This window comes from Pseudogemmobacter humi (genome assembly GCF_900609055.1).
GTDB classification, from domain to species: domain Bacteria; phylum Pseudomonadota; class Alphaproteobacteria; order Rhodobacterales; family Rhodobacteraceae; genus Pseudogemmobacter; species Pseudogemmobacter humi.
The window spans coordinates 115,037-134,458 of sequence record NZ_UXAW01000081.1; the positions used below are offsets into that span (position 1 = coordinate 115,037).

Annotated in this window: 21 protein-coding genes, 1 tRNA gene and 1 other RNA gene; 12 read left to right on the plus strand and 11 right to left on the minus strand. The window is 66.2% G+C overall.

The window, feature by feature from the left end; genetic code table 11:
- Positions 1–2: 2 nt before the first annotated feature.
- The 4 genes from XINFAN_RS13790 (at position 3) to XINFAN_RS13805 (ending at position 3,261) form a co-directional block, all read left to right on the plus strand.
- Positions 3–725, plus strand: a complete 723-nt coding sequence (locus XINFAN_RS13790; protein ID WP_124087442.1) for a proteasome-type protease — start codon at positions 3–5, stop codon at positions 723–725.
- 92 nt (positions 726–817) lie between these two features.
- A complete protein-coding gene (locus XINFAN_RS13795; protein ID WP_124087443.1) occupies positions 818–1,120 on the plus strand; it encodes a hypothetical protein in 303 nt (100 codons plus the stop codon).
- 153 nt (positions 1,121–1,273) lie between these two features.
- Positions 1,274–2,155 carry a LysR family transcriptional regulator gene (locus tag XINFAN_RS13800; protein WP_124087444.1) on the plus strand — a complete coding sequence of 294 codons (882 nt, stop codon included), beginning with the start codon at positions 1,274–1,276 and terminating at the stop codon, positions 2,153–2,155.
- Positions 2,156–2,394: 239 nt separating this feature from the next.
- Positions 2,395–3,261, plus strand: a complete 867-nt coding sequence (locus tag XINFAN_RS13805; RefSeq protein WP_124087445.1) for a DUF481 domain-containing protein — start codon at positions 2,395–2,397, stop codon at positions 3,259–3,261.
- Between the two features lie 110 nt (positions 3,262–3,371).
- On the opposite strand, the gene ssrS is transcribed toward XINFAN_RS13805, so the two are convergent.
- A non-coding RNA gene (gene ssrS / locus XINFAN_RS22585) (6S RNA) lies at positions 3,372–3,528 on the minus strand.
- Positions 3,529–3,675: 147 nt separating this feature from the next.
- Here ssrS and XINFAN_RS13810 point away from each other — a divergent pair.
- On the plus strand, positions 3,676–4,137 hold the full coding sequence (locus XINFAN_RS13810) for an MmcB family DNA repair protein (protein ID WP_124087446.1): 462 nt from the start codon (positions 3,676–3,678) through the stop codon (positions 4,135–4,137).
- Between the two features lie 57 nt (positions 4,138–4,194).
- Here the strand turns inward: XINFAN_RS13810 and XINFAN_RS13815 are convergent, their stop codons facing one another.
- Positions 4,195–5,304, minus strand: a complete 1,110-nt coding sequence (locus XINFAN_RS13815) for a PA0069 family radical SAM protein (protein WP_233352213.1) — start codon at positions 5,302–5,304, stop codon at positions 4,195–4,197.
- Positions 5,305–5,475: 171 nt separating this feature from the next.
- Here XINFAN_RS13815 and XINFAN_RS13820 point away from each other — a divergent pair, with 171 nt between their 5' ends.
- The 3 genes from XINFAN_RS13820 to XINFAN_RS13825 all read left to right on the plus strand — a co-directional run bounded on the left by XINFAN_RS13820 (position 5,476) and on the right by XINFAN_RS13825 (position 7,086).
- On the plus strand, positions 5,476–6,171 hold the full coding sequence (locus XINFAN_RS13820) for a corrinoid protein (protein WP_124087447.1): 696 nt from the start codon (positions 5,476–5,478) through the stop codon (positions 6,169–6,171).
- Between the two features lie 105 nt (positions 6,172–6,276).
- Positions 6,277–6,432, plus strand: a complete 156-nt coding sequence (locus XINFAN_RS21970; protein ID WP_199286423.1) for a hypothetical protein — start codon at positions 6,277–6,279, stop codon at positions 6,430–6,432.
- Positions 6,433–6,444: 12 nt separating this feature from the next.
- Positions 6,445–7,086, plus strand: a complete 642-nt coding sequence (locus tag XINFAN_RS13825; RefSeq protein ID WP_233352214.1) for a DUF1638 domain-containing protein — start codon at positions 6,445–6,447, stop codon at positions 7,084–7,086.
- 50 nt (positions 7,087–7,136) lie between these two features.
- Here XINFAN_RS13825 and XINFAN_RS13830 read toward each other — a convergent pair whose 3' ends face one another.
- From XINFAN_RS13830 to fumC, 4 genes are all read right to left on the minus strand, one after another.
- On the minus strand, positions 7,137–7,376 hold the full coding sequence (locus XINFAN_RS13830; protein WP_124087492.1) for a ribbon-helix-helix domain-containing protein: 240 nt from the start codon (positions 7,374–7,376) through the stop codon (positions 7,137–7,139).
- 105 nt (positions 7,377–7,481) lie between these two features.
- On the minus strand, positions 7,482–7,712 hold the full coding sequence (locus XINFAN_RS13835) for an N-(5'-phosphoribosyl)anthranilate isomerase (RefSeq protein ID WP_199286424.1): 231 nt from the start codon (positions 7,710–7,712) through the stop codon (positions 7,482–7,484).
- A gap of 46 nt (positions 7,713–7,758) precedes the next feature.
- Positions 7,759–7,941: a DUF4169 family protein gene (locus tag XINFAN_RS13840; RefSeq protein WP_124087448.1), complete on the minus strand. Its 183-nt coding sequence runs from the start codon at positions 7,939–7,941 to the stop codon at positions 7,759–7,761.
- Between the two features lie 2 nt (positions 7,942–7,943).
- On the minus strand, positions 7,944–9,362 hold the full coding sequence (fumC, locus tag XINFAN_RS13845) for a class II fumarate hydratase (RefSeq protein WP_124087449.1): 1,419 nt from the start codon (positions 9,360–9,362) through the stop codon (positions 7,944–7,946).
- A 207-nt stretch (positions 9,363–9,569) separates the two neighbouring features.
- Between fumC and XINFAN_RS13850 the strand changes: the two genes are divergently transcribed.
- Positions 9,570–9,926 (plus strand): hypothetical protein, encoded by a 357-nt coding sequence (locus tag XINFAN_RS13850; protein WP_124087450.1) that lies wholly within the window; start codon positions 9,570–9,572, stop codon positions 9,924–9,926.
- Positions 9,927–10,009: 83 nt separating this feature from the next.
- Here XINFAN_RS13850 and XINFAN_RS13855 read toward each other — a convergent pair whose 3' ends face one another.
- The 3 genes from XINFAN_RS13855 to XINFAN_RS13865 form a co-directional block, all read right to left on the minus strand.
- Positions 10,010–10,564 (minus strand): class I SAM-dependent methyltransferase, encoded by a 555-nt coding sequence (locus XINFAN_RS13855; protein WP_199286425.1) that lies wholly within the window; start codon positions 10,562–10,564, stop codon positions 10,010–10,012.
- A gap of 24 nt (positions 10,565–10,588) precedes the next feature.
- A complete protein-coding gene (locus XINFAN_RS13860) occupies positions 10,589–11,056 on the minus strand; it encodes an SspB family protein (protein WP_124087495.1) in 468 nt (155 codons plus the stop codon).
- A gap of 334 nt (positions 11,057–11,390) precedes the next feature.
- Positions 11,391–11,849, minus strand: a complete 459-nt coding sequence (locus tag XINFAN_RS13865) for a universal stress protein (RefSeq protein WP_124087451.1) — start codon at positions 11,847–11,849, stop codon at positions 11,391–11,393.
- A gap of 311 nt (positions 11,850–12,160) precedes the next feature.
- Here XINFAN_RS13865 and XINFAN_RS13870 point away from each other — a divergent pair, with 311 nt between their 5' ends.
- The gene (locus XINFAN_RS13870) at positions 12,161–13,234 is read left to right on the plus strand and encodes a hypothetical protein (protein ID WP_124087452.1); all 1,074 of its coding nucleotides are present in this window, start codon (positions 12,161–12,163) and stop codon (positions 13,232–13,234) included.
- Positions 13,235–14,097: 863 nt separating this feature from the next.
- Here the strand turns inward: XINFAN_RS13870 and XINFAN_RS13875 are convergent.
- Positions 14,098–14,171 (minus strand) — tRNA-Gly (locus tag XINFAN_RS13875).
- Positions 14,172–14,226: 55 nt separating this feature from the next.
- Complete coding sequence (locus XINFAN_RS13880) at positions 14,227–16,269, minus strand: ASKHA domain-containing protein (RefSeq protein WP_124087453.1); 2,043 nt, start codon at positions 16,267–16,269, stop codon at positions 14,227–14,229.
- A gap of 345 nt (positions 16,270–16,614) precedes the next feature.
- Between XINFAN_RS13880 and XINFAN_RS13885 the strand changes: the two genes are divergently transcribed.
- Complete coding sequence (locus tag XINFAN_RS13885; protein ID WP_124087454.1) at positions 16,615–18,420, plus strand: ABC-F family ATP-binding cassette domain-containing protein; 1,806 nt, start codon at positions 16,615–16,617, stop codon at positions 18,418–18,420.
- Positions 18,421–18,627: 207 nt separating this feature from the next.
- Positions 18,628–19,227 (plus strand): outer membrane protein, encoded by a 600-nt coding sequence (locus tag XINFAN_RS13890; protein ID WP_124087455.1) that lies wholly within the window; start codon positions 18,628–18,630, stop codon positions 19,225–19,227.
- Positions 19,228–19,422 lie beyond the last annotated feature (195 nt).

The window sequence follows — 19,422 nt, forward strand, 5'->3', positions numbered from 1 at the left end:
AGATGACCTATTGCGTCGGCCTGCTGCTCAACGAGGGCATGGTATGCCTGTCGGACACCCGGACCAATGCCGGGCTCGACAATATTTCCACCTATCGCAAGATGTTCTCCTTCGAGGTGCCGGGCGAGCGGGTGATCCTGATCATGACCGCGGGCAGCCTGTCGGTGACCCAGACCACCATCGCGCGCCTGCAAGAGGCGATGGATCATGACGAGGCCACGCCCGAGACCTCGATCCTGCTGGCGCCGACCCTGCTCAAGGTCGCCGAACTGGTCGGCAACACGCTGTCGTGGGTGCGCCACGAGATCGACGAGAAACTGGCGATGAGCCAGGGCGCCCATGCCTCGATGATCGTCGCCGGGCAGCGGCGCGGCGGGGCGATGCGGATGTTCCTGATCTATCCCGAAGGAAATTTCATCGAGGCGACCGAGGACACCCCCTTCCTTCAGATCGGCGAGCACAAATACGGCAAGCCGATCCTCGACCGGGTGGTGCGGCCCGAGACCAGCCTGCACGACGCGCAGAAGGCGGTGCTGCTGTCGATGGATTCGACCCTGCGCTCGAATCTTTCGGTGGGGATGCCGCTCGATCTGGCGGTGATCGAAAAGGACAGTTTGCGGGTGGGGATGCGGCGCCGGATCGAGGCCGGGGACGAGGGGTTCCGCGCCATGAGCGAGGCCTGGTCCACCGCTTTGCGCGACGGTTTCGCCCGTATCAGCATCTGAGGCCCGGGGGAAATTGTCGCAGCCCCCGGCGTGGGGCTTCACAGGCCAGGGCGGCGGCCCTACCTTGCCCGGATCAGCCGGAGAAACGATTCATGCCCAGACTCGTGCGCCTCTATATCTGGTCGGTCGCGATCGGCTTTGCGATGTCGGGCGGTTTCACCGCCCTGCTGATGTGGCTGAACGTGGCGGGGATCGGCGGGCTGGTCCTTGGGTCGAATGTCGGCTGGATCGCGGTGGCGATGCTTTTCGTCTTCTTCGGCATCCTGTTTTCCGGCGTGCAGTTCGCGATCCGCATCATGATGATGGCGGAAAGCGGCGACGGCCCGCGCGGCGGCCTGCGCCAGCATCTGCACCCCCTGCGCCTGCGCGCCGCGGCTGCCGCCCGGCGGCGCTGAACGCCCGTTCACATTTTCTGACCATCCTGTTGCGGCCGCGGCCCTCGCGTGAGGCGCGGCGGCGGTTTTCTGCCCCCCGCCAGGGGGCAGGGATCGCGATGCGCCGCCTGCGGCGTTATGGCAGCACATGTTCAGTGCTCAGGCGGTGCCCCGATGGAACTTCAGCTTATCCGCAGCTTTCTCGAAGTCGCCGAAAGCGGGTCTTTCGCAGCGGCCTCGGACCGGCTTTTCGTGACCCAGTCGGCGGTGTCCCTGCGCATCCAGCGGCTGGAGGATCAGCTTGGCCGGCCGCTGTTCCTGAGATCGAAAGACGGGGTGACGCTGACCGCCGCCGGGCGCGAGTTCCGCAGCTTCGCGGTGACGATCCTGCGCAACTGGGAGCAGGCGCGCCAGCGCGTCTCGGCCGCCGACGAGGTGCGGGCGTCGCTGGCGATCGGGGCGCAGCACTCGCTCTGGCCGCGGTTCGGCTTTCGCTGGCTCGACAGCCTGCGCGAGGCGGCGCCCGATCTCGCGTTGCGCGCCGAGATGGCGCGGCCCGACGGGCTGAGCCAGATGATCCTGTCGGGCAATGTCCAGGTGATCCTGTCCTATGCGCCGCTGGCGCGCGCCGGTCTGCGCACCGAATCGCTGCTGGAGGAGCAACTGGTGATGGTCGCGCCTTTCGAAGGGGCGGGGCTTGCCGATCTGAAGGGGCGTTATCTGCTGGTGGACTGGGGCCCCGACTTCCTGCGTTTCCATGAAGAGGCGCTGGCGGAACTGCACGATCCGGCCCTTGTCATGGCGCTCGGCTCGCTTTCGGCGCGGTTCATCCTTTCGCGGCCCTTCGCCGCCTATCTGCCGGCGCGCTACGTCAAGCGCTATGTCGACAAGGGGCGACTGCATCTGGTGGCGGATGCGCCGGTCTGGGCCATGCCGGCCTGGGTGATCTGGCGCGAGGACATGGATTCAGAGTTGCGCGATGTTGCGCAGGCGACACTGAACGCGGTGGTGGAACGCGCCGAAGAGGATACCGCCGATCTGCTGGACACGCTCTGAGAGGTTGTGATCAGTTCTGAGAAGGCGGCCGGAAATCATTGATTTCCGGCCTTTTTCATTGCCGCGCCGCCATGCGCCCCGGCGTGGGTTTCCAAATCGCCATCCGGTTCCACGAGTAATTCTGAGGACATCCTCAAATTTCGCAAATGTTCCGGTTTCCCCGCACAGGCCCCAGATCATCCTCATCCGAGCCGCCCGGAATGTTCCGGATCCGGCACACCACCGTGAAAGGATTTACGATGAAACAGGTTGCTCTTCTGGCATCAGTCTCGGCGCTGACCCTCTCGCTGGCAACTCCGACCCTCGCGCAGACCGATATCATCGGCATCAGCGGCCTCGACGATCAGATCGAAGACATCGAGCGCGACGTCGCCCGCGACATGCGCCGCGCCGAGGATACCGCGCGCTTCGGCAATCCCGAAAGCCGCCAGGGTCTCTCGGGCAGCGCCTCGCTGGGCTATTCGGGCAAGACCGGCAACAACGAATCGCAGGATCTGACCATCGGCCTGCGCATCCGCCACGCCCAGGGCCAGTTCCAGCAGACCGTGGGCGCGGTGCTGGATTTCCAGGAAGCCAACAACACCTCGACCAAGAAGGACGTGTTCGGCATCTATGATGCGAACTACTACTTCAACGACAGCTTCTACGGCTTCATCCTGGGCCGGGTGCAGTCGGACGGTCTGGCGGACCAGCTGACGGCTGACGAGATCGCGAACGGGGTGACGCTGGCCGACAAGGTCAAGCGCGACGCCTTCCTCGGCTTCGGCCCGGGCTACCGGGTGATCAACACGCCCGACATGACCTGGCGCGTGCAGGCCGGTATCGGCGTCAGCTATCTGGAATATGGCGACGACAGCTCGGTCACCGAGGAAGCCGCCATTGCCTCGTCGCGCTTCTACTACGGCATCAACGAGAACATCTTCCTGACCAACGACACCGATGTGCTGAATTCGGACGCGGCGCTGCGCGCCAACAACGATTTCGGGATCAACTTCAAGATCACCGACACGATGTCGACCCGCGTGAGCTATCTGTCGGAATACAACGACAGCCGTGCGATCCGCACTGACAACAAGCTTGGCGTTTCGATCGTTTTCGGCTTCTGAGCCGGGAACAAAGGATGCAGTCAGCCCTGGGCGCGGAGAGATCCGCGCCCTTTTTCTGAAACGCCGCGCGGAGCGATCCGCGCCGTTTTCATGCGGCAGGGGAAAGGGTGGCGGGCCCGCAGCGGCCGTGGGTGGTCGTATGTCCCGAGAGCCAGAGGTCTCAGGTGGGCGCCAGATACCCGGACCAGGATCCGGGCAGAGCCAGCCCCCATTCACGTGCTTATCGGCCACTGGGATATTGACCCCACACGCGAAGAGCAGCACCCGCCGTTTTTCAATCTAGGCACCCCGCGCGCCGCCCGCAAGGGTGCGCTCATCGGCCCTTACGGGCCTCTTCGCTGGCGATGACGCCCGTAAGGGCGGAAGAGCGTCCGGGTGCTGGACAGATGTTTGCATTTTGTTCATGTTTGGACAATGACTCCGCTGCCGCTTTCCCGCCCCACCTTTGAAACGGATCTTTCCGCCGGCCAGCGTCTTGCACGCGGCGCGGCGCGGCTGTTGCGCAGTCATGATTTCCTCGCGCTGGAAGAGGTGCCGCTGAAGGGCGGTCTGCGCGCCGATCTGCTGGCGCTTGGTCCCGGGGGTGAGATCTGGATCGTCGAATGCAAGTCCTGCCGGGCCGATTTCCGTGCCGACCGCAAATGGCAGGGGTACCTGGAACATTGCGACCGCTTTTTCTGGGCGGTGGACCCGGACTTTCCGGCGGCGATCCTGCCGGAAGACAGCGGGCTGATCCTTGCCGACGCCTGGGGCGGCGAGATCCTGCGGATGGCGCCCGAGACCCCGCTCGCCGCCGCCCGGCGCAAGGCGCTGACCCGGGAGGTCGCGCGTCTGGCCATGGCGCGGCTGATGGCCCTGCGCGATCCGGCGGTGTGAGGCCAAATTTCTTTGAAGAAATTTGCCCGGATCCTTTGAAGGATCCGGCCCGGATCGTCAGAACAATCCGAGCTGATCCCCTCTGGCGAAGGGCGGCGCGAAGAGATCGGTTCTGAGCGGCGGCAGTTGGGTGTCCAGCTCCAGCCGCGCCACCGCCTTGCGGAAACGCTCATGGATCAGCCGCGACCACAGGCCTTCGCCGCGCATCCTCTTGCCCCAGGACGGGTCGTAATCCCGGCCGCCGTGCACGTCGCGGATCCGGGCCAGCACCTTGGCCGCCCGCCCCGGAGCGGCGCGCTCCAGCCAGTCGCGAAACAGCGGCGCCACCTCCATCGGCAGGCGCAGCATGATCCAGCTGGCCGAGGAGGCGCCCGCCGCCTTCGCTTCCGTCAGCAGGGCCTCCATCTCGTGATCGGTCAGCCCCGGAATCACCGGCGCCAGCATCAGCCGCACCGGAATGCCCGCCTCGCTAAGCCGCCGGATCACTGCCATCCGCCGGGCGGGCGCGGGCGCGCGGGGCTCCATCCGCCGCGCGAGACCGGCATCCAGTGTGGTCACCGTGATCCCCACTTTGAGCAGCCCCTGCGCCGCCATCGGCGCCAGCAGATCCAGATCGCGCTCGATCAGCGTGCCGCGGGTCACGATGGTCAGCGGGTGGCGGAAGGCGGCCAGCACCTCGACCACCTCGCGCATGACGCGGTGTTTCGCCTCGATCGGCTGATAGGGATCGGTGTTGGTGCCGAGCGCGACCGGCGCCACCCTGTAGCTCTTGCTGCGCAATTCGCGGTCGAGCACCGCGCCGATCCCGGGCCGGGCGATCAGCTTCGTCTCGAAATCGAGCCCCGGCGACAGGTTCAGATACGCATGGCTGGGCCGGGCGAAACAGTAGGTGCAGCCGTGTTCGCAGCCGCGATAGGGGTTGATCGAGCGGTCGAACCCGATATCGGGCGAGCGGTTGCGGGTCAGCGCGCTGCGCGGGCGCTCCAGCCGGACTTCGGTCGTGACCAGTTCCTCGTCATGCGGCAGATCCCAGCCGTCGTCGGCCGTCTCGCGGCTGAGCGCCTCATAGCGCCCGGCCTCGTTCGAATCCGCGCCGCGCGCCCGGACCCGCGCGCCGGGCATCAGCCCCGCGCCGGGCGGCGGTGTCGGATTTTCGTGGCGGCTCATGGCGGGGACCCGGGTTGCGAAACTGGAACAAAGGTAGAACAAATGCGCGGTAAAGTGAAGGCCATCTGCACGGAAGTCGGCTTTCTCTTCGCGCATGTCGCAAACCGCGAAGTGTGTGCGTCGTATTCGGCTCATGCAGGACAAAAGACCTCTGCCGTTTTGGAGCGCGCCATGGCCGACGAAGACATCATCCTCTCTGAACTGCCCGATGACGAGCTGGTCCTGCAAATGCACGACGATCTCTACGACGGGCTGAAGGACGAGATCGAAGAGGGCACCCGCATCCTGCTTGATCGCGGCTGGACGCCCTATGACGTGCTGACCCAGGCGCTGGTCGCCGGGATGAAGATCGTCGGCGACGATTTCCGCGACGGCATCCTCTTCGTTCCCGAAGTGCTGCTGTCCGCCAATGCAATGAAATCGGGCATGACCATTCTCAAGCCGCTGCTGGCCGAGACCGGCGCGCCGCGGATGGGCAAGATGGTGATCGGCACCGTCAAGGGCGACATCCACGACATTGGCAAGAACCTCGTCGCGATGATGATGGAAGGCGCCGGTTTCGAGGTGCTGGACCTGGGGATCAACAACTCGGTCGAGAAATACCTTGAGGCGCTGGAGGCCGAACAGCCCGATATCCTCGGCATGTCGGCGCTGCTGACCACCACCATGCCCTATATGAAGGTCGTGATCGACACGATGAAGGAAAAGGGCATGCGCGAGGATTACATCGTCCTCGTGGGCGGCGCGCCGCTGAATGAGGAATTCGGCCGGGCGATCGGCGCCGATGCCTATTGCCGCGACGCGGCGGTGGCGGTCGAGACCGCGAAGCAACTGGTCGCCCGCAAGCACAACCAGCTGAGCGCCTGAGGAAAGTTTCTTCTGCACGGCCCCGGGTTTTCCCCGGGGCCTCTTTCAATCGTGACTTGTGGTGCGGGCCGGCCGACCCCAGATTGAGAAAAGGAGGGTGATGACATGCCGCTGACCTCTTTTCTCGGATTGATCGCCCTGGTCGTCGTTGCGGCGGGGCTGACGCTGCTCTTGGCGTTTCACCTCGGTGTGCCGATGGCGGCGCTGGCCTTTGCCGCGCTTGCCGGAAGTCTGATCCTCGGGATCAGACAATGGCGCTGACGGAGTCCGGACGTGACGGCTGACCCGCTTCCCGTCGACGAGGTGCTGACCGGCGGGGGCCTTGCGCCGGAGGGGGCAGGGCGGATCCTGCTGATCGCCTGCGGCGCGCTGGCGCGCGAAATCCTCGATCTGAAACGCGCGAACGGCTGGGATCATCTCGATCTGCAATGCCTGCCCGCCAATCTGCATCTCTGGCCCGACAGGATCACCCTCGCGGTCGAGGCGGCGGTGAAAGAGCATCGGGCGGCTTACGACCGGATCTTCGTCGTCTATGCCGATTGCGGTACCGGGGGGCTCCTGGCCGCGAAATGCGCGGAACTGGGCGTCGAGATGGTCGAGGGGCCGCATTGCTATTCCTTCTTCGAGGGCAACGAGGCTTTCGCGGAACGCGACGAATTCACCGCCTTCTACCTGACCGATTTCCTTGTGCGCCAGTTCGATGCCTTCGTCTGGAGGCCGATGGGGCTGGACCGCCACCCCGAACTGCGCGACATGATTTTCGGCAATTACGAAAAGCTGGTCTATCAGGCGCAGACCGAAGATCCCGCGCTGGACGCGAAGGCACGCGACTGCGCGGACCGGCTGGGTCTGGCCTACGAGCGGCGCTTCACCGGCTATGGCGATCTGACGGGGGCGCTGGCGCGGCTGCGGTGATGGCCGCGGGCGATTGCCGATCCTGGCCGCGCCCGGCAGGAGAGAGGGGATCAGCCCTTTTCCACCGCGCCTTTCATCTTACGGAAATGACGAAGGCAGAATACCCGGATCGCCGAGGCCAGCCCTTCGCCAGGATCGCGATGTTCGTCGATCTCGGCGGCGAGCTGGTTGATCGCGATGCCTTTTACGGCGGCGATCTCGCGGAAGGCCAGCCAGAACTCCGCCTCCAGCGTGACGCTGGTGCGGTGGCCGTGCAGGGTCAGCGAATGTTTTTGCGGGCCGGGGGACATCGGGGCCAGGATAGCCACGCGGCCAGCCGTGCGCCAGCCGGAGTTTTCGAAAACTCCGGCCCGGAGCCTTCAAAGGCTCCGGCGCGATTTCTTTGAAGAAATCGCTTACACCAGCCGCCGCAGCGGTTCGCAGTTGCAAAAGATTACGAATTGCCCGGCGTTTTCGACCACTGGAAAGCCGCGCCTGCGCATTTCGGCGAGAAAGGCCTCGCGCCCGACGAAGCGTTCGATGTCGCGGATCTTGCGGCGGATCACGCCGCCCTGCCGCGCCGCCTGCGAGGAAAACAGATGGCCAATCCAGTGTTCGGCGCTGAGAAATTGCGGCATCGCTGTCATCGGGCACCTCCACCCGCCAGCCTGGCCGCTCACGGTTAACCGGGGGTTAATCACTCTCCCCGCGCCTGTGCGCCTCAAAGTCGCGGGCGGCTTTCTCCGCCCGCGCCCTCTCCAGATCCCGCTCGGCCCGGCTGCGGCCGGATTTCGCGGCATTCTCGTCGCCCTTCGCGCGGGCGGCCTTGCGGGCCGCCTGCTTCCTTGCGGTGCGCAGGTTGACGATTTCCGCCATGGTCAGTCCTTCGGGCCGATCATGTCCTCGGGGCGCACGATGCGATCAAAGGTCTCGCCATCGACGAAGCCGAGCGCGATCGCCTCTTCCCGCAGGGTGGTGCCGTTCTTATGCGCGGTCTTGGCCACTTTGGTCGCATTGTCATAGCCGATGGTGGGGGCCAGCGCCGTCACCAGCATCAGGCTTTCCTGCATCAGCTTTTCGATCCGCGCCACATTGGCCTGGGTGCCCACCACCATATTGTCGGTGAACGAGGACGCCGCATCGCCCAGAAGCTGCATGCTTTGCAGCACATTGTAGCTCATCATCGGGTTGTAGACGTTCAACTCGAAATGGCCCTGGCTGCCGGCGAAGCCCACGGCGGCGTCGTTGCCCATCACATGGGCGCAGACCATGGTCAGCGCCTCGGCCTGGGTCGGGTTGACCTTGCCCGGCATGATCGAGGACCCCGGCTCGTTCTCCGGCAGGATCAGCTCGCCCAGCCCCGAACGCGGGCCCGAGCCGAGGAGACGCAGGTCGTTCGCGATCTTGAACAGCGAGCCCGCCACCGTCTTCAGCGCGCCCGAGAACATGACCATCGCATCATGCGCGGCCAGCGCCTCGAACTTGTTCGGCGCGGTGATGAACGGGAGGCCGGTGATCGCCGCGATCTCGGCGGCGACACGGGTGTCGTAGCCCTTTTTCGTGTTCAGCCCGGTGCCGACCGCGGTGCCGCCCTGGGCGAGCTCGTAGATGTCGCCGAGGCAGGCTTTCACCCGCGCGATGCCCTTGTCGACCTGGGTGGCGTAGCCCGAGAATTCCTGGCCCAGGGTCAGCGGCGTCGCATCCTGGGTATGGGTGCGGCCGATCTTGATGATGTCCTTGAACTCGGCCGATTTGGCCCACAGCGCCGCCGCGAGCTTTTCCAGCCCCGGGATCAGCACGTCGCGCGCATGCATGCCGATGGCGACATGCATCGCGGTGGGGAAAGTGTCGTTCGAGCTTTGCCCCATGTTCACATGATCGTTCGGATGGACCGGCTTTTTCGAGCCCTTCTCGCCGCCCAGCATCTCGATGGCGCGGTTCGAGATCACCTCGTTCGCGTTCATGTTCGACTGGGTGCCCGAGCCGGTCTGCCACACGACCAGCGGGAAATTGTCGTCGAATTTGCCTTCGATCACCTCGGTTGCGGCGGCGGCGATGGCATCGGCCAGCACCGGATCCAGATCGCCCTGGGCCTTGTTGACCAGCGCCGCCGCCTTTTTAATCACCCCGAGCGCGCGGATGACGGGCACCGGCTGACGCTCCCACCCGATGGGGAAGTTGATGATCGAGCGCTGCGTCTGCGCGCCCCAGTATTTGTCGGCGGGAACCTCCAGCGGGCCGAAGCTGTCGGTTTCTGTGCGGGTCTCGGTCTGGGTTCCGGGGCGGGTCGCGGTCATACATGCCTCCTGCAAGTGCTCGGGTCCGCTCTAGCGCAGCAGAGCGGCGGAAATCAATCGGTATGCCATGGTATGCAGAATATGCTGCGGGGTGGGGGACGCGGATACACTCGCCAGCAGGACAGGGCGAGTGTTTTGGGCCCATTGCGGACATTGACCAGATAAAGCAACTTCTCAACGTTATCTAACGAAGTGTTGGGGTTCAGTATGCTCAGGTTCGATCTCGACGATACTTTTTATGCCGATGCTGAAGAAATGGCGAACGTTCGGATCGGTGAGATCCACCACATTCTCAGGAACAAGGTGGGAACAGGGTCAGTCTCAACGCCTGTAGCAAGGTATTTTGCCTGGCGCCCGAAGAACATTGAGGGATGCAACCCTCATTGGCGGATCGATTGCTTCGTTCGGGATCACAAGCTGTCTGGCGACCCGCAAACGATGGCAAAGTTGTTAACTGCCAATCTGCGCAAACTTGGCCTATGCGATCTGCCGATCTGGATCAGTTGGCATCAGTGTTCAGAACATGGCGGCGAGAAGCTAGGCGATTTGTGGGAACCAGGTTAAAAAGCCAATACCAGAAGCAGCCAGCACATTTTATGCCAACGATCGCTTTGTCCCGCAAAGCGGTCCCGTTGGCTGTGTGGGCCTCACGCCCGGCGGAAGCGGTAGACCCGCGCGGGCGGCAGGTTGGCCCAGATCTTGTGGCCCTTGTTCACCCTCAGCCCGAGCGCCGCGATGGTTTCCGGCGGCAGCGGCGGGCGGGGGCCGTAGGTGAACTGCACATAGCTGCCGCGTGGCGCCAGCACCGCGAAGGCGGCCGAGACGATGGCGTCGCGGATCTCTTCGGGCATCGACAGCAGCGGCAGGCCCGAGACCACGGTCGAGACGCCGCCCTCCATCACCTGCGGCGCGGTTTCCGCCCCGGCCTGATGCACGGTCACGCCGGGGAAGCGGGCGCGCAGGTAAGTGACGAATTCCTCGTCCAGTTCGAACAGGGTCAGGTTTTCCGGTGGCAAGCCGCGGGCGAGGATCGCCTCGGTGAAACGCCCGGTGCCGGGGCCGAATTCCACCACCCGGCCGGTGTTCGGCCCGATCCCCAGCGTCATGGCGCGCGCGAGCGTGCGCGAGGACGGCGCGATGGCCGAGACCTGGCGCGGATTGCGCAGCAGCCTGCGGCGGAACAGGGCGAGGTCGCTTTCCAATGGATTTCTCCCGCAGGCTGCGGCTCAGGTCTTGCGGAACTGGTCGAGGCTGACGACCTCGGCCTCCTGGCGGGGGGCGGGATCTTCCTCGTCCTCTTCATCCGCCTCGTCTTCGTCTTCCTCGTCCTCATCATCGTCGGACTGGGTCTCGAAACGCAGGCCGAACTCCACCGAGGGATCGACGAAAGTGCGCACCGCGTCGAAGGGAATCACAAGGGGTTCGGGCGAATTGCCGAAGTTCAGCGTGACCGAGAAACCGTCTTCCGTCACTTCCAGCCCGCTGAACCAGTGCTGGATCACCACCGTCATCTCGGACGGATAGCGCTCTTTCAGCCAGTCGGCGATGGCCACGTCGGGATGGGTGGTGTCGAAGGTGATGAAGAAGTGATGCGCGCCGGGCAGGCCGTGTTCGGCCACGTCCTCCAGCACCGAGCGGATCAGCCCGCGCATGGCCCTGTGCATCAGGTTTCCGTAGTCGATCCCGCGTGCCATCCGGTTCCTCGCCGTTTTCGCCGCCAGCATAGGGAATTTGACGCTCAAGGAAAGAGCCTGCGAGGCGAAGGACCGGCGAAAGCCTGCAAACCCCGGCGGACAAAGGGGATTTGCCGGAAATCAAGCGGGCGGCTGCCCCGCGGCGGACAAGAATCGCCCGTGCTGCGGCCGGGCCCCCCGGCGCGGCGCTTTGCCGGAGTTTTCAAAAACTCCGGCCCGGAGCCTTTGAAGGCTCCGGTGCGATTTCTTTGAAGAAATCGCTCCCGGGCCGGCGCCGCTGCCGCGGGCGCATTCCTTCAGAGGATTTTGCGCGTCACGAAGCGCGGTCCTGCGATCAGGCCTTCGCGGCGCGGATCACCAGAACCGGAATGGTGGAATGGGCCAGCACTTCCGCGGTCTGGCTGCCGAGGATCAGCTTTCGGAAGCCGCGCCGCCCATGCGACGACATCACGATCAGGTCGCAGCCATTGGCGGTGGCGAAGCGGATGATGGCCTCGGCGGGCGCGCGGTCGGTGCCGGTTTCCAGCCGGATCTCCACCCCCGCGGCGGCGGCCTTCGCCCGGATCGCCTGCGCCCGCTCGGCCAGATCGCGGGCGATGGTTTCCTCGTAGCGTGCGGCGGCATCATGCACGCCGCCCACCGCCGCCGCCTGAAGCACGCGCGGATCCATCGGCTCGGCCAGCGTCAGCACGCTGACTTTCGCCCCGAGCTTCGAAGCCAGCCCGAGCCCGTGGTCCAGCCCGAGCGCCGCAAGATCCGACCCGTCGGTCGTGATCAGAATGTGGTGATACATCCGTCCCTCCTTCGCCGTCCTGCCAGCATCGGGGCGGAGCGGAAAGATTGCAACCGCCGCGAGGGGGCCGGAGGCGGGGGGTGCTCTTTTCCCGCGCTGCGGCCATCGGGCCGGGCGGGAAGGATCTGCGTCACGCCCCCCTGGTTGCGGCTTTCGCCGGGCGGGGATCGCCTTCCGTGATCGTTCCTGCGCCTGCCGTCGCTCCTGCGCTCCGGCGGATGGAGCGCCGTGACGATGCGGATTACGCCCCCGGCGTTTTTTCGCTATCAGGGACACGCCGGAGGCAGAATCCCGGCGCCGGGACCGCCGCAATGCCGCAGCGCATCAGGATCTTCTATCACCGCAACGCCGAGCCGGGCTGGGCGCCGGTCACCCATCTGGCCGCGCTTGCCAGCCGGCTGCTTCAGGCCGAATCCGTCGATCTCGCGGGCGCCGGCCTCGGCTGGTCCGTGCGGCTGCGGGCCACGCTTCTGGCGCCTCCGTCGGGCGGCAAGGGGGGCGACATCTTCCTTTTGCGCTCGCCCGCCGAACTGGCCGAGGTCTTCGCCCATCCCGCCTTCCGCGAAAGACGGGCGTGGCGGGCGCTGTGGATCATCGACAGTTTCTGGACCGAAATGCTGTTGCGCCCGGTGCGCCATATGCTGTCGCGTTTCGATCTGGTGGCCTGCACCCGCGCGGGGGATCTGCCGGAGTACCGGGCGCTTTGCGGCGAGCGCGCGGTGTTTCTGGGCTGGGGGGCCGATGTGCTGGAGCTGGGCGGCAGTGGTGCCGAGCGGCCCTGGGACGTGCTGCGCATCGGCCGGCAGCCCGAGGAATGGGACGACGACGCGCGCACCGCCGCCGCCTGCGCGGCGCGCGGGCTCAGCTTCCACGGCCGCCCGCCGTTTCCCGCGCAGCCAGAGGGCCGCCAGCAGGATCTGATGCGCAACTGGTATGGGCGGGCGAAATTCGTGATCGCCCATTCCAACCTGGCGGCGCCCGCAGGCTATACCCATCCGGCGAAGGAATATCTCACCGCGCGCTGGACCGATGCCATCGCCTGCGGCGCCACCGTGGCGGGCTGCCAGCCGCACAGCGATCTGGGTCTGCTGGACTGGCCGGAGGCGGTTCTGGAAACCGGGCCGATCGGGCTGGAGGACAATCTCGACCGTATCGCCGCGGCTGTGGCGGCCTGGACGCCCGAGCGCGCCCGACGCAATCACGCGGGCGCGCTGAAGCGGCTGGACTGGCGCTGGCGCATCGCCGGACTGGCGGAACGGCTGGACTGCGGCGGGCCGGTGCTGGCGGCAGAGATGGCCCGGCTCCGGGCGGCGCTGGCGGCGGTGGATGGCGCGCCTCCGCCGGAGGACTGCGGCAAAAGATCCGGCAAGACCGCGCCGGGGTGACGTTCCGGCCCGACTTCCCCGGAAGCTGCCGCTCCTGCGGCAGATGGGGCGCCAGGGATCCGTGGTCTGTTGCGGGCCTCCTCCCGGTCCCGGGCCTTGCGGAGGTTTTTCCGGGTGGCGGATGGTATGGGCGCGCGGTGCGCCCCATGGCTTTTGCACCCACTTCGCCAGTGCAACCGGGCCACTGATCCGTCTTGGCATGTCCCCGCCGGGCGCTCCCTGTGGATACAGCCCCGGGGGATCGTTCATGGCGCGCCGGGGCGATCCGGCGAAGGCGTCCCGCGGGCTTGCGGACAGCCTTGGGCCAGACCGGCGCCGCTGTAAACCAGCGCATCCGCGCTCGCGCGCCCCGGCTGGGATAAGTCCGGCACGATGATGCGGGCTCCATGGCCATGCCGGAAAGAACCCGATCTGGTTTCAGGAACGAGACCGATATCAGCCTGCTGCCATCCGTATGCCCATCTTCAGCCAGAGCTCCGTGGCGGTCAGCCAGACGGCATCTGCGGAGTGCCGGCGGATGATCAGCGTCTGCACCTCACCGGGCTGTGGCGCAACAGCGCCGGACCGGGCAGGGCAGGCCTGTGAGAAGCGGGCGGGGCTGACTGGCCGGGGATCGGGGCTCGACGGGGTTTCGGGCGGATATGATCGCGGGATCGGCAGTTGAGGGGAGTGAAACCGGCGGGGGATGAGAATTCCCTGTCCGAATCAGGAACACCCTTCGGGACTCCCGGGGGTGCTTCCTGGGATTTTCAGGGTGAAACCGGCCGATGCAGCTCAAATGTTCCACAGCCCTGAAAGGATGGCCATCCCGGTGAAATCCGGGAAAATATCGGAATATCAGCGGGTTGTGGTATGGAGTGCGATGGAGCGGGTGAAGGGAATCGAACCCTCGTATTCAGCTTGGGAAGCTGCTGCTCTGCCATTGAGCTACACCCGCATAAGCCATCAGCTATGCGATGGCGGCGTGCAGGTCAAGCCGCCATCGCCGCGTTTCATCCCCGCCGCCGGCGCCGGCCGCCCTCGGCGCCGCCGCTGCCGCCGGTGTTGAACGAGACCTCGGGCAGTTGCACGATCTTCGCCAGTTCCGGGAACGGATCGACCGCATGGGGGATGGCGTTCGCGTTGACGAAATGCTCCTGAAAGCGCGGCTCGATGGCGGTTTCCACCTTGTGGATCCGGTGGACGGTTTCCTCGATCTGGTCGCGCGCGGCGCGGTTCAGAAGCGCGATCCGCGCCCCGGTCCCGGCGGCGTTTCCGGCCGAGAACACCCGGTCCAGCGGCACGTCGGGGATCATCCCCAGCACCATCGCGTGTTTCGGCGAGATATGCGCGCCGAAAGCGCCCGCCAGCACCACGCGGTCGACATGATCGACCCCCATCTCGTCCATCAGAAGCCGCGCGCCCGCGTAAAGCGCGGATTTCGCCAGCTGGATCGCGCGGATGTCGCCCTGGGTGACGGCGATCTTCGGCCCGCCCTCGGCGGTGCCGTCGTACAGCACATAAGCATGGGTGCGGCCATGCGGCTCGCAGCGCGGCGTTCCGGTCTGCTCGGGCCCGCCGATCAGGCCCGAGGGATCGACGAGGCCCGCCATCCGCATCTCGGCCACCGCCTCGATGATGCCCGAGCCGCAGATCCCGGTGATGCCGGTCGCGCGGCTGGCCCCGGCGAAGCCGGGATCGTCGGACCACAGATCCACGCCGATCACCCGGAAGCGCGGCTCTTTCGTCACCGGGTCGATCTCGACCCGCTCGATGGCGCCGGGCGCGGCGCGCTGACCGGACGAGATCTGCGCGCCCTCGAAAGCCGGGCCGGTGGGCGAGGAACAGGCCAGCACGCGGTGCTCGTTCCCGAGCAGGATCTCGGCATTGGTGCCGACATCGACCACCAGCACCATGTCCTTCGATTTGTCGGGCTCTTCCGACAGCGCGACGGCCGCCGCATCGGCGCCGACATGGCCCGCGATGCAGGGCAGCACATAGACCCGGGCGTTGCGGTTCATCGCGGTCAGATCCAGATCGCGGGCGTCGAGCGAGAGCGAATCCGACGTGGCCAGCGCGAAGGGGGCCTGGCCCAGTTCCACCGGATCGACGCCGAGGAACAGGTGGTGCATCACCGGGTTGAAGACGATCACCATCTCATAGACCCGCTCCGGGTCGATCCCGGCCTCGGAGGCGACGGCGCGGATCAGATTGTCGATCGCCTCGCGCACGGCGCGGGTCATCTCGACATCGCCGCCGGGGTTCATCATCGCATAGGAGACGCGGCTCATCAGATCCTCGCCGAAGCGGATCTGCGGGTTCATCAGCCCCGACGAGGCCAGCACCTTGCCGGTCGACAGGTCGCACAGATGCGCGGCGATGGTGGTCGAGCCGAGATCGACGGCAAGCCCGCAGAGCGGCTCCTCGGCGAAGCCCGGGAAAATGTCGAGGATGCGGTGCGCCTCATCGTGATTGCCGCGGTGCAGGACGACGGTCGCCTTCCATTCGCCCTTGCGCAAGACCGGCTGGAGCTTGCGCAGCACGGACAGATCGGCCGTCACGCCGTCGATCTGCCACTGGTCCTTCAGCGCGCGGGCGAGGCGCTCGAAATCCCCGGTGGGGATGTGCATGTCGGGTTCCTGAACCTCGACGTAAAAGCTGCGGGTGGCCGGATCCATGGCGATGTCGCGCTCGGTGGCGGATTTGCGGATCACCTGTTTGTGGACCTGGCTTTCAGGCGGCACGTCGATGACGACATCGCCCATGATCTTCGCCTGGCAGCCCAGGCGGCGGCCCTCTTTGAGGCCGCGGATGCGGTTGTAGCGGTCTTCGACCGCGTTCCATTCGGAAAGCGCATCTTCGGCGACGGTGACGCCGTGTTTGGGAAATTCGCCGTAGCCCGGGGTGATCTGGCATTTCGAGCAGATCCCGCGCCCGCCGCAGACCGAATCGAGATCGACGCCGAGGCTCCGCGCGGCCTGAAGGACCGGGGTTCCGGTGGCGAAACGGCCCCTTTTGCCCGAGGGGGTGAAAATGACGAGGGCGTCTTCTGACATGGCTGTTCTCTGGCTCCTGCGCGCGCGAGAACCGTTCTAGCGCGGAAGGTCCGCAGGGCAAGGGCCGGAAGCGTCAGATCGCGCCCGGATTGCGGCGTGTCGGCGGCGAAGGACGAGGGCTTTGCGCCTCCCCCGCGCGCATCGGTTGCCCGAACCGATGGCGCAGCATTGCCCGCCCCCGCGGCAGAGTATCCGGCTCGGAATGAAAGGGTTTCGGGAAGGAGACCGGGCGAGGGTCGGCAGGCCGGGTACCGGGTATTTGGATCAGGGTGAAGCACAGGATTTTCGCTGTGATCAGGGCGGGGAGAGTTGACGCGGGCGGGCGCGGCGCATAGCGGATGCCGCATGGCACGCGCTCCTTTGCTTCAGCTTTCGGGGATTTCGCTGACGTTCGGCGGCAATCCGGTATTCGACAATCTTTCCCTGACCGTGCAGCCGGGCGACCGGGTGGCGCTGGTCGGGCGCAACGGCTCGGGGAAATCCACCCTGATGAAGGTGATGGCCGGAATGGTCGAGCCCGACCGCGGCCAGGTCGTGGTGCCCGCGGGCGTGACCGTCGGCTATATGGAGCAGGATCCCGATCTGTCGGGCTATGCCACTCTGGGCGATTTCGCGGCGAGCCGGTTGCCCGAGGGCGAGGCCTACCGGCTGGCCCTGGCGGCCGAGGGGCTGAAATTCGATCCCTCCACCCCGGTTGCCACCGCGAGCGGGGGCGAGCGGCGGCGCGCGGCGCTGGCGAAGCTGCTGGCCGAGGCGCCCGAGCTGATGCTTCTGGACGAGCCGACCAACCATCTGGATATCCAGGCCATCGAATGGCTGGAGCGCGAACTGGCCGAGACCCGCGCCGCCTTCGTGCTGATCAGCCACGACCGCGCGTTCCTCAAGGCGCTGACCCGCGCGACGCTCTGGATCGACCGCGGCGAGGTGCGGCGGCGAGAGGCGGGTTTCGAGGGATTCGAGGACTGGCGCGAGACGATCTGGGCCGAAGAGGACGAGGCGCGCCACAAGCTCGACCGCAAGATCCGGGCCGAGGCGAAATGGGCGGTCGAGGGGATCTCGGCGCGCCGCAAACGCAACCAGGGCCGGGTGCGGGCGCTGGCCGCGCTGCGTTCGGAACGCGCGGCGCAGATCCGCCGCCAGGGCACCGCGGCGCTGGAACTGGAAAGCGGGCCGGTCTCGGGCAAGAAGGTGATCGAGGCGGCGGGGCTGAGCAAGAGCTTTGGCGACAAGCTGATCGTGAAGGATTTCGATCTGCGGGTGCTGCGCGGCGACCGGGTGGCTTTCGTCGGCCCCAATGGCGTCGGCAAGACCACGCTGCTGAAGCTGCTGACCGGCGAGACCGGGCCGGATGCGGGCAGTGTCACGCTTGGCACCAAGCTGGAGATCGCGGTCTTCGACCAGGCGCGGGCGCGGCTGGACCACGAGGCGAGCCTGTGGGAGAACCTGACCGGCGATCCGCTGATGGCGGTCTCGGGCGCCTCGGATCAGGTGATGGTGCGCGGCACGCCGAAACATGTGGTCGGCTATCTCAAGGAGTTCCTGTTCGACGACGCCCAGGCCCGCGCGCCGGTCAGATCGCTCTCGGGCGGCGAGAAGGCGCGGCTTCTGCTGGCGAAGCTGATGGCGCAGCCGGCCAATCTGCTGATCCTCGACGAGCCGACCAACGATCTGGATGTCGAGACGCTGGATCTCTTGCAGGACCTCTTGGGCGAGTTCGACGGCACCGTGCTGCTGGTCAGCCACGACCGCGATTTCATCGACCGGGTGGCGACGACCACCATCGCGATGGAGGGGGACGGCCGCGCGGTGGTCTATCCGGGCGGCTGGTCGGATTACGCGCGTCAGCGCCCGGCGGCGGCGGCCCCTGCGGCGAGGGCCGCATCGAGGCGCGAGGCGGCGAAGAAAGAGGAACCGGCGAAGAGCGCCGGCCTTTCCTTCACCGAGAAGAAGCGGTTCGACGAATTGCCCGCCCGGCTGGAAAAGCTGGAGAGCGAGATCGGCAAACTCTCGGAACTCCTGGCCGCGCCGGGACTGTTTGAGCGCGATCCGGTGAAATTCCGCAAGGCGAGCGAGATGCTGGCCGAACGGCAGGCGGCCATGGCGGCGGCGGAAGAGGACTGGCTTGATCTGGCCGAACGGGCGGGCGGCTGAAGGACCGGCGCCTTTCTGCCGCCCGCGCCACGACCCCGGCAGAATTTTGCCGAAAAATGAACCGAACGGTTCACATTGGCTCACGCCCCGGTAAAGCCGCCGTGAGCCTCCCTTGTGTCAGGGCCTTATCGGTCACACTCCAGTAACCAGCCGCGCACCGGCGACGGAAAAACAGACCGGCGCGCAGCGGAACAGATGGAGAAAGACATGAAACGTATCGCAGCGCTCCTCGCCTTTGGCGGTCTGGCCGCCCCGGCCTTTGCCGGCGGCCCGGTTCAGGTCGCGGCCGAACCCGAGGTCTATGCCCCGGCTCCGGTGGTGGTGGCTGCCCCGGTGGGCGAGTGGACCGGCTTCTACGCCGGTGCGCATCTTGGCTACGGTAAAGCAGAGGGTGACAACGCAGCGTTCGATGCCGATGGCGCCCTTGGCGGTGTGCAGCTCGGCTATCGCTGGGATCTCGGCCGCACCGTGCTCGGCGTCGAAGGCGCGATCGCGGCGTCCGATGTCAAGGACGACGCGACCGGAATCAAGCTGAAGAACAAGACCGATCTCAAGCTGCAACTGGGCTATGATCTGGGCAATTCGCTGATCTATGCCACCGCGGGCGCCTCCTGGGCCAAGCTCGACAACGGTGTGAGCAGCATCAGCGACAATGGCTGGGTCGCAGGTCTGGGTTACGATTACGCGATCAACGACAGCTGGGTCGTGGGTGGCGAATATCTCTACCACAAATATGACGATTTCGACGCGACCGGCGTCGATGTGGACGGCGGCTCGTTCGCCATCCGCGCCAACTATCGCTTCTGATCGCTTCGGAGCGTAAGCTCCGCTTGCGGGCCGGCGCCGCCAGACAGGGCGGCGCCGGTTTCTTTTTGTCCGGTTTCTTCTGCCGGGGCGGTGAAAACCGCTTGGCGGGCCGGGCGGATCGTGGCAGAGACAGGCCCGACGAACCACGATGGGCCGCCCGCATCCGATGACGAGATTGCGCGAAACCTTCGACTG